Source organism: Stenotrophomonas sp. ATCM1_4 (assembly GCF_004348115.1).
Classification (GTDB): domain Bacteria; phylum Pseudomonadota; class Gammaproteobacteria; order Xanthomonadales; family Xanthomonadaceae; genus Stenotrophomonas; species Stenotrophomonas capsici.
In genome coordinates, this window is record NZ_QPFB01000001.1 from 140,169 (window position 1) to 152,443 (window position 12,275).

Genomic DNA, 12,275 nt, shown 5'->3' on the forward strand with positions numbered 1-12,275 from the left:
CCACCCATTCATAGGGAGCAAGACCATGCGTTTGATCCACACCACGTTGTTCCTCGCCGGCGCGCTCGCGCTGACCGCCTGCAACCAGGGCGCAGAACCCGATGCCGCCCCGGCCGAACCGGCCGCCGACGCACCTGCCGCCGCGGCCCCGGCCGCTGATCCGGCCGCTCCGCCGGCCATGGCCATGGCCGCGCCGGTCGCCGTCGCCCAGCTGGAGCCGACCAAGGACAGCACGGTCAAGGGCAGCATCAGCTTCACCGTGGTTGACGGCCAGCTGCGCGCCAGCGGCGACATCAGCGGCTTGCAGCCGGACAGCGAGCACGGTTTCCACATCCACGAGAAGGGCGATTGCAGTGCGCCGGACGGCACCAGTGCCGGTGGCCACTTCAACCCGGGCAGCAGCGAACACGGCAGCATCGACGCCACCGCCCACCACGGCGGCGACATGCCCAACATCAAGGCCGATGCCCAGGGCAACGCCCACATCGACGGCCCGGTGGCCAGCAACGTCAATGCCGGCAAGGGCGATGCGTTCGACATCATCGGCCGCGGCCTGATCGTCCATGCCGACCCGGACGACTACAAGACCCAGCCGACCGGCAATGCCGGCGCACGCCTGGCTTGCGCGGTGATCAACAAGGCACCGTAAGCGGGCGCGCTGCTCCAAACCCCCTCCCTTGCGCAGCAGGGGAGGGCGGGGGAGGGGTTTGCCTCCGGGCCGAACCGCTCCAGACAAAAGGGCCGCTTGCGCGGCCCTTCTGCATTCACCCCGGCAAGGCGCTCAGTGCGCCAGCAGCGCCTTCGCGTCCTGGCCGGCATGCACATGCACGTACAGCACGTCGATGCCATGCGCCTCCAGCACCGCGGCCATCTGCCGCTGGCGCATCAGGTACTGCTCGTACACCCGCTGCAGGCGGTCGCAGGCATTGCGCTCATGGCCGTAGTGCGCGCACCAGCCGGCCGGGTCGAACAAGGCCATGCGCACTTCGCCACCGACATAACGCAGCAGCGGTTCCGGCGGGGCTTCCAGCCATTGCTCCTGGCCGGGCGCGAACATCGCCGTCTCCAGCAGCGGCCACAGGTCGGCCAGGCCCTGGTTGTCGTACTGCATGGCCATCATCGCGGCCAGGTCGTTGAAGGTGAAATAGCGTGCGTGCTCGATCTGCGCGGCAAACCCGGTCTGCGCCAGCAGCGCGGTGTCCGGCTGCGCCATGCCGTTGGCCAGCAGCACCTCTTCCAGCGCATCACGCGCTTCCTGCAGCAGCCCGGTATCGGTGCCGGTCAACACGAACGGCACCACCCGCAGCCCACCGCCGACCAGGCCCGGATCGGCCTGCAGCGGCAGCGGCACCTCACCGTTGGCATCGGCACCGAAGGCCAGCAGGCGCGGCCCCTGGTTGCGGCCGGGCGCACGCGCCTGCAGCTCTTCCAGGCGGCGATGGATCGGCAGGCCCGGGCGCAACACCTCGGCCGGGTCGAAATGCGCCGCAGCGAACACCAGGTCCAGGCCGCTGACCTGCGGCACCAGCTTGGCCAGGTCACGGCCGACCAGCGCGGCCAGTTCGCCGGCCTGGTCCGAGGACAGCGCGGCCTTGCGTGGTTGCTGGCCACCGGCCAGTTCCAGTGCCAGTACGCCCAGTGCGTTCATGTCGGGGTTGGAATTGCTCATGGTTCGCGGTTGGCCCGTCACGGGCTCGAAGCTACACTCAACGCCATTATGCCTGCTATCGCGTGCAGGCCACGTTGCACTCACATTCCAGTCATCAGGTACCCGCATGACCAGCGCTCGTCCCGTAGCCATCCTCGGTGGTGTCCGCATTCCGTTCTGCCGCCAGAACACCGCCTATTCGGATGTCGGCAACCTTGGCATGTCGGTCCGTACGCTGGGCGCCCTGGTTGAACGGTTCGGCCTGCACGGCCAGCAGCTGGGCGAAGTGGCGATGGGCGCGGTGATCAAGCATCCCAGCGACTGGAACCTGGGCCGCGAGGCCGCGCTGTCCTCCGGGCTGTCGCCGCTGACCCCGGGCATCACCCTGCAGCGTGCCTGCGGCACCTCGCTGGACACCATCATCACCGTCGCCAACAAGATCGCGCTGGGCCAGATCGAGTCGGGCATCGGCGGCGGCTCGGACACCACCTCCGACGTGCCGATCGTCTATGGCAAGAAGCTGCGCGCACGCCTGCTGGCGGCCAACCGCGCCAAGAGCACCGGCGACAAGCTCCGCGCGCTGACCAAGGGCTTCAAGTTCTCCGAGCTCAAGCCCGAGTTCCCCGGCGTGGCCGAGCCGCGTACCGGCAAGAGCATGGGTGACCACTGCGAGGACATGGCCAAGGAGTGGAACATCTCGCGTGACTCGCAGGACGAGTGGGCGGTGTCCTCGCACAAGAAGCTGGCCGCCGCCTACGAGCGCGGCTTCTTCAACGACCTGATCGCACCGTTCCGTGGCGTGGAGCGCGACAACATCCTGCGCCCGGATACCTCGCTGGAAAAGCTGGCCACGCTCAAGCCGGCCTTCGACAGGACCTCCGGCCGCGGCACCCTGACCGCCGCCAATTCCACCCCGCTGACCGACGGCGCCGCCGCGGTGCTGCTGGCCAGCGAGGAATGGGCACGCGCGCACGGGCATGCACCGCTGGCGTATCTGCGTGACGCGCAGGTGGCGGCGGTGGATTTCGTGCATGGCGAGGGCCTGCTGATGGCCCCGACCGTGGCCGTGCCGGAAATGCTCAAGCGCAATGGCTTGACCCTGCAGGATTTCGACATCTACGAAATCCATGAAGCCTTCGCCGCGCAGGTGCTGTGCACGCTGCGTGCGTGGGAGAGCGAGGACTACTGCCGCAACCGCCTGGGCCTGGACGCACCGCTGGGCCGCATCGACCCGGAGAAGATCAACCCGCTGGGTTCGTCGCTGGCCACCGGCCATCCGTTCGCGGCCACCGGTGCACGCATCATCGGCACCGTGGCCAAGGAACTGGCCGAACGCGGCGGTGGCCGCGCGCTGGTGTCGATCTGCACTGCCGGCGGCATGGGCGTGGTGGCCATCGTCGAGCGCTGATCCGGCGCACCCCAACCGGTAGGCACGGCGGATCTGCCCCCTCCCTTCTGCGCCGCAAAGGGGAGGGCCGGGGAGGGGTGTCTTTGCGCCTTCGAGATATATCCCGACTTCGCGGCCAAGGCCTTTTCTGGCTGCCTGGCAAGCCTGTATCTTCGCCGCACCAAGGACGAGGGAACATGGATGAGGCGCATCGCGATCGGGTTGGGGATGATGGTGTCGGTGTTGGCTGCCCCGGCAGCGGCGATGACGTTCATGAAGGTGGACTACGTCTGCCCGATCGGTGGCGAACGTTTCAGCGCCCGCACGATGGGCTCGGGCACCTCTTTCGGACACTTCCTCGATGGCCGCGCCTATGGCGCGATCAAGTCGCCATGGCCGCTGGTGCAATGCCCGGGCAATGGCTTCGTGATATTCCGGGAGACATTCAGCGCCGATGAGGTCCGGGCGCTGGACGCCTACGTGCAGGGTGAGGAGTACCGGCGCATGCGCGAGAGCGAAACCAGTTACTGGCTGGTTTCACGTCTGATGCAGGCGATCGATGCCCCGGCGGACGAACAGGCCGGCGTGCTGCAGCGTGCCACCTGGCAGGCCTCGCCGGCGCAGTATCCGCGCTACGTGGCCGCGGCCGCGGCGGCCTTCGCCGAACAGTGCCCGGACCAACGCCCCGCCGCCCGGCGTGACCAGCGCTGGCTGCATTGCCAGATGATCCTGGGCGAATGGGAGCGCCGCCTGTCGCGCTTCGATGCGGCCCGTGCACGCTTCACCAGCCTGCAGCCGCAGGTGGCAGCGCTGGTGGTGGGCGAGGACAGCGAGCGGAATGCCCGGCAGTTCCGCGCCGAGATCGCCCAGCAGCTGCAGCTGATCGAGCAAGGCGACAACGCCGACACGGTGGCAGTCGATGCCAACGCACCGGCGCACAGGAGTGCTGAGGCCGCCACGCAGGAAAGCGCCGCCGCGGCCCAGGCGGCGGCCCAGGCGGCCGATGCGGCCGCCGCCGCAGGTGGCCGCAGGGATTGAGCGGGCGCGGGGGCGCCTTTCATTGGCCATGACACAGGGGAAAACCCGCAGTGAATGACGACAATCCGTATGCCGCGCCACAGAGTTCGCCGCAGCCGCCACCACTGCAGCACGCGCATGGCGACGACCGCTGCTGGCGCGACGGCGCGGAACTGCTGGTGCGCCCCGGCGCGGACCTGCCGCGTTCGTGCGTGAAATGTGGCGACCCGGCCAGCGAATATCGCAGCCGTACCTTCTACTGGCATTCGCCGTGGCTGTACCTGCTGATCCTGCTGCACATGGTGGTCTACCTGATCGTGGCGCTGATCGTGCGCAAGCCGGCCAGCCACCAGGTGGGCCTGTGCGCCAGGCACCAGGGCCAGCGTCGCAATTTCATCCTGATGGCGTGGTTGTCGCTGGTGCCGCTGATCGGTGGCTTCATGTTCGAGCGCGGCGGCATGATCCTGCTCGGCGTGCTGCTGTTCCTGGTGATGCTGTTCTGGGGCCTGCTCGGCATGCGTGTGCTCAAGCCGAAGAAGATCACCCCGGAACTGGCGGTCTATGCCGGCGTCTCGCCCCGGTTGCTGGCCTCGCTGCCCCGTTATCCCCACCGCCGCGATTGACCGCAGGTGCGTCCGGCCGCGTTGCCGGGCGATGCAGGCCGGATCTCAGCCGCCGCCCGTGGTGGGCGCGTGGTCGAGCAGGAACTGGCTGATTTCGCGGCGCAGCGGCAGGTCGTCGGTGGCGCGCGCGTAGGCGTCGGCCTGCAGCGCGTGATCGCGTGCGGCGTCGAGCTCCTCCAGGTTGGAGTAGCGCTCGGCCAGCGCCAGGCAGATCGAGGCCGCGTAGCCGGCGGCATTGGCCGCCGTCGCCAGTGGCAGGGCGCGCAGGTAGAAGCCGATCGCGGTGGGGTCATCACCGGTGAAATCGGCCAGCGTCTCCCACAGGAACGGGTGGTCACAGCCACTGCGGGCGGTGGCTTCGCAGTAGCGGGCCAGTTCGGCGTAATGCACCTGGACCGCCTCGTCGTCGCCGGCCTGGCCGGCGTCGATGATGGCATCGGTCAGTGCCACGACATGCGCGTGCATGTCCGGAGGGATGTTCATGGCGTCTGGAAGAAGGCGTGGGTACTGGTTTCCATGGGCTCAGCCGGGCAGGCGCGGGAAGCCATGTTCGTCGCGCTCCTCGGCCACGGCCTGGTCCTGGATCTGCTGGCGCAGGTCACGGCGTTCCAGTGGCAGCGGGGTATCGCCACGGCGTTGGTGCAGGGCGTTGAGCAGGCATTGCCGCGCCAGCGCGTCCTCGCCCTGCGCGGCGAAACCCTCGCCCAGGGCTTCCCAGGCATCGGGGCCGGCGCCCTGCGCGATCGCGCGGTGCAGGAATTCCTCGGCCTGCGTCCATTGCCCCTGGCCGCGTGCCAGACGGGCCAGGGTCAGCAACAGCGCCGGGCTGGAAGGGTGCGACTGCAGCCAGCGCTGTGCACTGGCGCGACGCGAGTCCAGCTTGTCCACCGGCAGGGTGCCGTACAGCGTGACCAGCGCCTCGTCCCAGCTGCTGTCCAGCGTCTGTTCGATCACGCGCAGCGCCACGTCGTTCCAGTTCAACGCCACCGCGCGGCTGGCATAGCGCGCCACCGCCTGCGGCGACACGCGCAGCGTCTTGGGCAGCACTTCCCAGCGCGCGGCCAGCGCGTTCACGTCAACGGCCTCGTCCAGCATCTGCAGGGCCAGCCGGGTTTCCAGCGCGGCCACCGCCGGCGGTGGCAGGGCCTGTTGCTGGCGCAGCGCGCCAAGTTGCCCGTAGGCCTCCTCGGCGCGACCGGCGCGGGCCAGCGCCTCGGTGCGCAGCGACAGCCCGCGTGGCGGCAACGGCTGGATGCCGGGCAGGTCCAGCGCAGTGATCGCTTCCAGTGGCTTGTCCAGTTCCAGCCAGCGCTCGGCGCTGTGCAGTGCGTGCAGGGTGGGGTCGACCGCGCCCAGCTGCTGCAGGTGCTGGCCGGCACTGGCGGCATCATCGCGGGCTTCGGCCGCGCGCATCGCCGCGACCAGTGCGATCGGTCGCACCTCCTTCTCGGTGGCCGCGCTCTGCAGCAGCTTTTCGGCACGCTGCCACTGCCCGCCATCGAGCGCCTGCAGGCCATCGATCAGGCGGGCGCGTCCCTTGCCGCGGCGATGCCGTGCCCAGACGCGGAACGGCGTGCTCACCAGGGTCCACAGCAGCCACAGCAGCAACAGGACGATCAGCAGCGCCAGCACCGCCTGCGGCAGCGTGGCGATGTAGTCGTGGTTGCCCGCACGGACGATCACCTCGCCCAGCGCACGCACGGACGCCTGGCCCATCCACTGCGCGCCGAAGATGCCCAGCGCGGCGACCAGCAGGACGATCAGCAGGGAACGGAAGGCTTTCATGGCGACTCCTTGGCCGCGCGCATGCTGCGCAGCTGCTGCAGGGTGCTGCCCAGTTCGGGAAGGGCGGGGCGCAGTTCCACCGCGCGCAGGGCCTTGAGCTCGGCACGATGCTGCTGGCGTTGCGGCGAATCCGGCCACAGCCGCTGCAACCAGCCATCGATGCGGTCCAGCGCCTGCTGCCAGGCGGTGTCGTCGCCGCGTTCAAGGGCGGCACGGGCCAGGCTCAACTCGATCTGCAGCGAGTCGGTGGCGGCCAGCCGCTCGGAGCGGGCGACCAGCACCGAGGCATCGGCCGGGCGGATCTCCACCAACGGGAAAAGCAGCTGCTGCCACCACGGCTGTTCGGCATCGGTCGCCGCGCGTGCCTGCTCGGGCAACTGCTCCAGGCTGGCCGCCCACTGGGTGAGCCGGTTGGCGGTGGTGGTGCGGACGCCCGGACCCAGCGCATCGACCGCGTTGCGCTCCTGGATCAGGGCCTGGCGCAGGTTGAGGTAGGCCGGGTCGTCGATGCTCTCCAGCACGCCGGCGGCCAAGGCATACAGGCGGCGTGCGCCGTCCAGGTCATCGGCATGGCTCATCCGCTGCCCGGCCTGGCTGAGCAAGAGCTCGGCCTCCTCGCGGCGCAGCGCCTGCGCACCCTGGCGCGAGCTGTCGGCCAGGCGAGCCAGGTTTTCCTCCAGCAGCGCATTGCGCTGGCTCAGGCCCAGCACTTCGTCGCGCAGCACGCGGTTGGTGGCGGCCGCGTCCTGGATGCTGCGGGCATTGGCGCGCTGGTCGCGGCGCAGGGCTTCCATGCTGTCCTGCAGGGCGGTCAGCTGGCGCGCGGCGTCATCGCGCGCCTGATGGGCCTGTTGCTGCTGGGCCTGCCAGCCGCGATAGCCGAACCAGCCGGCGGCGGCGAGCACGCCGACCACGGCCAGTGGGATCAACCAGCGCAGCGGGCGCCGGGGCGTGGGAGCGGGGGAAACATCATTCATCGGGGCACAGCATCCTTGGCGGGCTCACCGGGGCCACGGACGGCGCGGCACCGGGTCATGCTGCAACAGGATGGCGGCGCGGGTGGATGCCTGCAAGCCACGCGCCGTACAGGCTCAGGCGCTGGCGTGACCTGCCGCCATCGCGGTGATCGCGCGCTGCGCGGCGCTGGCCAGCTGTGCCGGCAAGGGGCCGGCCGCCACGCTGGCATGCGTGAAGCCATGCGTGCGCGCCAGGGCGGCCAGGCGTTCGCTGGCGGCGACCACCGGCATCCGTTGCCAGCGCCGCAGCACCGCCGCCGGCAGCTGCGGCAACACCGTCTCCAGGGCCTCGCCACTGCTGAGCGCAAGCACGGTCGGGCCCTGCAGGGCTTCAAGCCGCTCGATGACGGCGGTACTGAGCGGCAGGCCGACGCGTTCGTACACATCCACCCGTTGCAGCGTGGCGCCGCGCTCGACGATCTGCGCGGCGATCATGCCGCGGCCACCGGGGGCGGTGACCAGCGCCACGCGCAGGCCCTGCAGGCCCTGCATGCGCGGCAGCGCCAGCAGGCCCTCGCTGTCCATGCGCTGCGGTGCCTGCACGTCGCGTGCGCCATGGCGGCGCAGCACCCGCGCGGTGCCTTCGCCGACCGCGACCACGTGGCCTTCGCCCAGTTCGGGCAGTGCCAGCAGGCGCGCGGCGGCCTCGGCGGCGGTCGGGCTGGTGAACACCAGGCGGTCGGCGGTCGCCGCATGGGCCAGCTGCGCACGGGTCAGGGAGTCGGTACGCAGGGCCACGCGCCAGGGCGAAAGTGCCAGCGTATGTCCTCCCAGCCGGGCAGCGGCGCTACGCAGGGTGTCGTGCTGCCCCTGGGGGCGCAGGGAGATCAGGTGCCAGGCCGTGTCGGCTGGCACATAGGCGCGGCGGTTCATTCCATGCATTATGCGGGCGCTTTCCTGTCCGTGTGTTGCTTACTTCTTCCATGTCCGACGCTTCCGATTCCGCTGCACTGCTCGCGCAGGTGCAGGCCACCCTGGATGCCATGCCGCCGGTGGCCGCGATGAACATCCGCATCGCGGGTTATGAAAATGGCGTGCTGCGCATGCAGGCACCGCTGGCCGCCAACGTCAATGACAAGGGCAATGCCTTCGGCGGCAGCCTGGCCTCGGTGATGACCCTGGCCGGCTGGGCGCTGGTCAGCCTGCGCCTGGCATTGGCCGGCAAGCAGGCCGAGGTCTACGTCGCCGACAGCAACATCCGTTACCGCGCGCCGGTCTACGGCGACCTGCTGGCGGTCGCGCGGGCCGCGCCGGACCAGGATTGGGACGACTTCCTGGCCCTGTTCAACAAGCGTGGCCGGGCACGGATGACCGTGCGGGCCGAGATCGAGGGCGGTGCCGCCGAGCTGGAAGGGCGCTTCGTGGCCCTCGCCAAAGGCTAGGATGAGTGCCGTTACCCGGGGATTCCATGATGCTCAGACGCCTGTTCCAAGCCGCCCTTGTCCTGTCGTTGCTGGTCGCGGCCGGCGCCAGCGCCGCTGACGGCCCCAGCCGCAGCCAGCGCGCCAAGCTGGTGCCGACGCAGGCTGCCTACACGGCCGCGGTGCGCTGGAGCGATTTCGAGGCCGCCGAGGGCTTCCTAGACCCGGTCTACCTGCAGGCCCACCCGCTCGGTGACCTGCAGCGCCAGCGTTACCAGCAGGTACAGGTGTCCGGTTACCGCGAACGCGGCAGCAGCGTCGCCGCCGACGGCAACGTCGAGCGGCGCATGGAAATCAGCGTGATCAACCGCAACACCCAGGCCGAGCGCACCGTGGTGGTCACCGAACGCTGGCGCTGGGACGCGGAGGGCAAGCGCTGGTGGCAGGCGGGCGGCCTGCCGGACCTGTGGCAGGGCCAATGAGCCCGCTGGGCGCCCCGTTGCCGGCATATGCGACAATCCCCGCCCGCTTAATCGACCCGTGACCTGAGTGAATTACGAAGAGTTGCTGGCCTTCGCTGGCCGAAATCCGATGCTGTCGCTGGCCCTGGTCGGCCTTACCGTGGCCATCATCGCCACCGAGGTCGCGCGCCTGTTCCGCGGCTACAAGTCGCTCAAGCCGTCCGAGCTGACCCACCTGATCAATGCCGGTGGGGCCGTGGTGATCGACCTGTCGGCCGCCAGCGATTTCGAGAAGGGCCATATCGTCGGCAGCCGCAACCTGCAGCCGGCCCAGGTGAGCCCGACCCACAAGCTGCTGGCCCCGGCCAAGCAGTCGCCGGTGGTGCTGCTGTGCCGCACCGGCAATGCCTCCGCCACCGCCGCCAAGGTGCTGAAGAAGGCCGGCTTCGAGCAGGTGTACGTGCTCGACGGCGGCCTGCCGGCCTGGCAGGCGGCGGACCTGCCGCTGGTCAAGGGCCGCGGCTGAGCAGTTAATTTGCGTTAAGGCCTTGTGGACGGCGTGGACCGCCCCCATCGCTGGTCTGGTAACAATCCCAATCATTGAACAATCTGTTCTGGAGTCTTGAGAAATGTCCGAAGAGAACACCAACGGCGTAGTCCCGGCTGACGAAGCTGCCAACGGCCCGGCTTTCACCATCGAGAAGATCTACGTCAAGGACGTTTCTTTCGAATCCCCGAACTCGCCGGTCATCTTCAATGAGAACGTGCAGCCGGACCTGCAGCTGAACCTGAACCAGAAGGTGCAGCGCCTGTCCGACACCGCCTTCGAAGTGGTGCTGGGCGTGACCCTGACCTGCAAGGCCGGTGACAAGACCGCCTACGTCGCCGAAGTGCAGCAGGCCGGCGTGTTCGGCCTGATCGGCCTGGAGCCGCAGGCGATCGACGTGCTGCTCGGCACCCAGTGCCCGAACATCCTGTTCCCGTACGTGCGTTCGATGGTGTCGGACCTGATCCAGGCCGGCGGCTTCCCGCCGTTCTACCTGCAGCCGATCAACTTCGAAGGCCTGTACGCCGAAACCCTGCGCCAGCGCCAGGCCCAGGGCGAAGCCTCGCTGGCCGACTCCGAGCCGGCCGGCAACGCCTGATCGGCGTCCGCGACATCGGATGAGTACGACCGACGCGAACAAGATCGCCGTCCTCGGCGCGGGCTCCTGGGGCACCGCGCTGGCCACCTTGCTGGCCCGGCACGGTCACCCGACCGTGCTGTGGGGACGCGATGCCGCCGTCATCGAGGCGATCGACCAGCGTCATGAGAATCCCCGGTACCTGCCGGGGATTCCCTTGCCTGATTCCCTGCGCGCCAGCACCGACCTGGCTGCCACCGTTGCCGGTGCCAGCTGGATCCTGGTGGTGGTGCCTTCGCATGCCTTCGCCGAGACCGTGCGCGCGCTGGCGCCGCTGCGGCCGGCCGGGGCCGGCGTGGCCTGGGCCACCAAGGGCTTCGAGCCCGGCTCGGGGCGTTTCCTGCATGAAGTGGCCCGTGAAGTGCTGGGCCCGGACGTGCCGCTGGCCGTCGTCACCGGCCCGTCCTTCGCCAAGGAAGTGACCCTGGGCCTGCCCACGGCGATCACCGTCCACGGTGATGACGACGCTTTCGCCCAGCAGGTGGCCGATGCCATGCATGGCCCGTCCTTCCGTGCCTACACCGGCGATGACATGGTCGGTGCCGAGCTGGGCGGTGCGATGAAGAACGTGCTGGCCGTGGCCACCGGCGTGGCCGATGGCATGCAGCTGGGCCTGAACGCCCGTGCCGGCCTGATCACCCGCGGCCTCAACGAGATGCTGCGCCTGGCCGCCGCCATCGGCGGCAAGCCGGAAACCCTGATGGGCCTGGCCGGCCTGGGCGACCTGGTGCTGACCAGCACTGGTGACCTCTCGCGCAATCGCCGCCTGGGTCTTGCCCTGGGGCGTGGGCAGAGCCTGCCCGACGCGGTGAAGGAAATCGGCCAGGTGGTGGAATCGGTGCAGACCGCCGACGAGGTGATGCGCCAGGCCGAGCGCCATGGCATCGATCTGCCCATCTCCAAGGCGGTGCAATCGGTACTGCACGGTGAGCTGAGCCCGACCGAGGGCCTGCAGCAGCTGCTGGCACGCGAGCAGAAGCCGGAGTATCCGGACACGCTGTTCAAGTAAGTTGACCGACGTTGAAAGAGAAAGCCCGGTGATTGCCGGGCTTTTTTGTTGGGCCAGTGGAACCTGCTCCTGCCCCAACGGGTGGACAGGAGGAAGCATTTCGCCGGCCCCGGAAAAGGTGAAGCCCGGTCGGGGAGAACCGGGCTTCAGGCGCGGGGGAGAGAGAGCACGCGCCTTTACAACACGTTGTTGCCGCTACGGCTTACCAGGTGAAGCGCGGGCCGACGAACCATTCCTTGTCGCCAGCCTTGGCCAGCTTCACTTCGCCGGTCAGGCCCCAGTTGGCGTTGAACTTGCCGGTCGCGCCGACGCGGCCGTAGAACTCGCCATCCGGGTTGTAGCCGTTCTTCTTGCTGTAGTCCTCGTAACCGGCCAGGGCATAGCCCTCGAAGTTCGGGGTGAAGGCGGTGCGCACGCCGACTTCAGCGCTGTAGCCGTTGAAGGTCGGGCCGTAGTCCGGGTCGAACTTCTGGTACGCGGCGCGGGCCAGCAGGTCGGTGTTCGGGGCCACGGTGTAGTTGTAGCCAACACCCAGGCGCCACTGGTCCACGTCAACCTTGCCCTTGTCGGTTTCCTGAGCGTTGTATTCACCGAAAACATGGAAGTTCGGGTGCACGGCAACCGAGCCCTTCAGAGCCCAACCATCGGCGTCGCCGCCGCGGGTGTCGGTGTTCACGTAACCGCCTTCCACATAGTTGTAGGACAGGCCATCGGCAGCCGAGGCAGCGAACGGCAGGGCGGCCATCAGGCCCAGTGCGATCAGGGAAGTCTTCATTTCGGCATT

At 69.0% G+C, this 12,275-nt stretch carries 15 protein-coding genes; 9 read left to right on the forward strand and 6 right to left on the reverse strand.

Going from position 1 to position 12,275, the window contains the following annotated elements; all coding sequences use genetic code 11:
- Positions 1-25: 25 nt before the first annotated feature.
- Complete coding sequence (locus tag ATCM_RS00610; protein ID WP_132862367.1) at positions 26-649, forward strand: superoxide dismutase family protein; 624 nt, start codon at positions 26-28, stop codon at positions 647-649.
- Between the two features lie 132 nt (positions 650-781).
- On the opposite strand, the gene ATCM_RS00615 is transcribed toward ATCM_RS00610, so the two are convergent.
- Complete coding sequence (locus tag ATCM_RS00615; RefSeq protein WP_132862368.1) at positions 782-1,669, reverse strand: hypothetical protein; 888 nt, start codon at positions 1,667-1,669, stop codon at positions 782-784.
- A gap of 106 nt (positions 1,670-1,775) precedes the next feature.
- Between ATCM_RS00615 and ATCM_RS00620 the strand changes: the two genes are divergently transcribed.
- From ATCM_RS00620 to ATCM_RS00630, 3 genes are all read left to right on the forward strand, one after another.
- Entirely contained in the window at positions 1,776-3,056 is a 1,281-nt protein-coding gene (locus tag ATCM_RS00620) for an acetyl-CoA C-acetyltransferase (RefSeq protein WP_132862369.1), read from the forward strand.
- A gap of 180 nt (positions 3,057-3,236) precedes the next feature.
- Positions 3,237-4,073, forward strand: a complete 837-nt coding sequence (locus ATCM_RS00625; RefSeq protein ID WP_132862370.1) for a hypothetical protein — start codon at positions 3,237-3,239, stop codon at positions 4,071-4,073.
- A gap of 50 nt (positions 4,074-4,123) precedes the next feature.
- Positions 4,124-4,675 carry a hypothetical protein gene (locus tag ATCM_RS00630; RefSeq protein ID WP_132862371.1) on the forward strand — a complete coding sequence of 184 codons (552 nt, stop codon included), beginning with the start codon at positions 4,124-4,126 and terminating at the stop codon, positions 4,673-4,675.
- Positions 4,676-4,720: 45 nt separating this feature from the next.
- Here the strand turns inward: ATCM_RS00630 and ATCM_RS00635 are convergent, their stop codons facing one another.
- The 4 genes from ATCM_RS00635 to ATCM_RS00650 all read right to left on the reverse strand — a co-directional run bounded on the left by ATCM_RS00635 (position 4,721) and on the right by ATCM_RS00650 (position 8,358).
- Positions 4,721-5,158 carry a hypothetical protein gene (locus tag ATCM_RS00635; protein WP_132862372.1) on the reverse strand — a complete coding sequence of 146 codons (438 nt, stop codon included), beginning with the start codon at positions 5,156-5,158 and terminating at the stop codon, positions 4,721-4,723.
- Positions 5,159-5,197: 39 nt separating this feature from the next.
- The gene (locus tag ATCM_RS00640; RefSeq protein ID WP_132862373.1) at positions 5,198-6,460 is read right to left on the reverse strand and encodes a heme biosynthesis HemY N-terminal domain-containing protein; all 1,263 of its coding nucleotides are present in this window, start codon (positions 6,458-6,460) and stop codon (positions 5,198-5,200) included.
- Complete coding sequence (locus ATCM_RS00645; protein WP_132862374.1) at positions 6,457-7,437, reverse strand: uroporphyrinogen-III C-methyltransferase; 981 nt, start codon at positions 7,435-7,437, stop codon at positions 6,457-6,459. Before ATCM_RS00645 ends, ATCM_RS00640 begins: the two co-directional genes overlap by 4 nt.
- Positions 7,438-7,551: 114 nt before the next feature.
- Entirely contained in the window at positions 7,552-8,358 is an 807-nt protein-coding gene (locus ATCM_RS00650) for a uroporphyrinogen-III synthase (protein WP_243693931.1), read from the reverse strand.
- A 41-nt stretch (positions 8,359-8,399) separates the two neighbouring features.
- Here ATCM_RS00650 and ATCM_RS00655 point away from each other — a divergent pair, with 41 nt between their 5' ends.
- From ATCM_RS00655 to ATCM_RS00675, 5 genes are all read left to right on the forward strand, one after another.
- Complete coding sequence (locus ATCM_RS00655; RefSeq protein WP_132862375.1) at positions 8,400-8,858, forward strand: YiiD C-terminal domain-containing protein; 459 nt, start codon at positions 8,400-8,402, stop codon at positions 8,856-8,858.
- 26 nt (positions 8,859-8,884) lie between these two features.
- Positions 8,885-9,319 carry a hypothetical protein gene (locus ATCM_RS00660; protein WP_132862376.1) on the forward strand — a complete coding sequence of 145 codons (435 nt, stop codon included), beginning with the start codon at positions 8,885-8,887 and terminating at the stop codon, positions 9,317-9,319.
- Between the two features lie 67 nt (positions 9,320-9,386).
- Entirely contained in the window at positions 9,387-9,824 is a 438-nt protein-coding gene (locus ATCM_RS00665) for a rhodanese-like domain-containing protein (protein ID WP_132862377.1), read from the forward strand.
- A 103-nt stretch (positions 9,825-9,927) separates the two neighbouring features.
- Complete coding sequence (gene secB, locus ATCM_RS00670; protein WP_132862378.1) at positions 9,928-10,443, forward strand: protein-export chaperone SecB; 516 nt, start codon at positions 9,928-9,930, stop codon at positions 10,441-10,443.
- Positions 10,444-10,462: 19 nt separating this feature from the next.
- A complete protein-coding gene (locus ATCM_RS00675; protein ID WP_132862379.1) occupies positions 10,463-11,491 on the forward strand; it encodes an NAD(P)H-dependent glycerol-3-phosphate dehydrogenase in 1,029 nt (342 codons plus the stop codon).
- 202 nt (positions 11,492-11,693) lie between these two features.
- Here the strand turns inward: ATCM_RS00675 and ATCM_RS00680 are convergent, their stop codons facing one another.
- Entirely contained in the window at positions 11,694-12,266 is a 573-nt protein-coding gene (locus ATCM_RS00680) for an Ax21 family protein (RefSeq protein ID WP_132862380.1), read from the reverse strand.
- Between the last annotated feature and the right edge of the window lie 9 nt (positions 12,267-12,275).

What these genes read in the sequence shown, in the direction of transcription:
- ATCM_RS00610 (WP_132862367.1), top strand. Translation starts at nt 26, where the DNA reads ATGCGTTTGATCCACACCACGTTGTTCCTCGCCGGCGCGCTCGCGCTG.
- ATCM_RS00615 (WP_132862368.1), bottom strand. Translation starts at nt 1,669, where the DNA reads ATGAGCAATTCCAACCCCGACATGAACGCACTGGGCGTACTGGCACTG.
- ATCM_RS00620 (WP_132862369.1), top strand. Translation starts at nt 1,776, where the DNA reads ATGACCAGCGCTCGTCCCGTAGCCATCCTCGGTGGTGTCCGCATTCCG.
- ATCM_RS00625 (WP_132862370.1), top strand. Translation starts at nt 3,237, where the DNA reads ATGAGGCGCATCGCGATCGGGTTGGGGATGATGGTGTCGGTGTTGGCT.
- ATCM_RS00635 (WP_132862372.1), bottom strand. Translation starts at nt 5,158, where the DNA reads ATGAACATCCCTCCGGACATGCACGCGCATGTCGTGGCACTGACCGAT.
- ATCM_RS00640 (WP_132862373.1), bottom strand. Translation starts at nt 6,460, where the DNA reads ATGAAAGCCTTCCGTTCCCTGCTGATCGTCCTGCTGGTCGCCGCGCTG.
- ATCM_RS00645 (WP_132862374.1), bottom strand. Translation starts at nt 7,437, where the DNA reads ATGAATGATGTTTCCCCCGCTCCCACGCCCCGGCGCCCGCTGCGCTGG.
- ATCM_RS00650 (WP_243693931.1), bottom strand. Translation starts at nt 8,358, where the DNA reads ATGCATGGAATGAACCGCCGCGCCTATGTGCCAGCCGACACGGCCTGG.
- ATCM_RS00655 (WP_132862375.1), top strand. Translation starts at nt 8,400, where the DNA reads ATGTCCGACGCTTCCGATTCCGCTGCACTGCTCGCGCAGGTGCAGGCC.
- ATCM_RS00660 (WP_132862376.1), top strand. Translation starts at nt 8,885, where the DNA reads ATGATGCTCAGACGCCTGTTCCAAGCCGCCCTTGTCCTGTCGTTGCTG.
- secB (WP_132862378.1), top strand. Translation starts at nt 9,928, where the DNA reads ATGTCCGAAGAGAACACCAACGGCGTAGTCCCGGCTGACGAAGCTGCC.
- ATCM_RS00675 (WP_132862379.1), top strand. Translation starts at nt 10,463, where the DNA reads ATGAGTACGACCGACGCGAACAAGATCGCCGTCCTCGGCGCGGGCTCC.
- ATCM_RS00680 (WP_132862380.1), bottom strand. Translation starts at nt 12,266, where the DNA reads ATGAAGACTTCCCTGATCGCACTGGGCCTGATGGCCGCCCTGCCGTTC.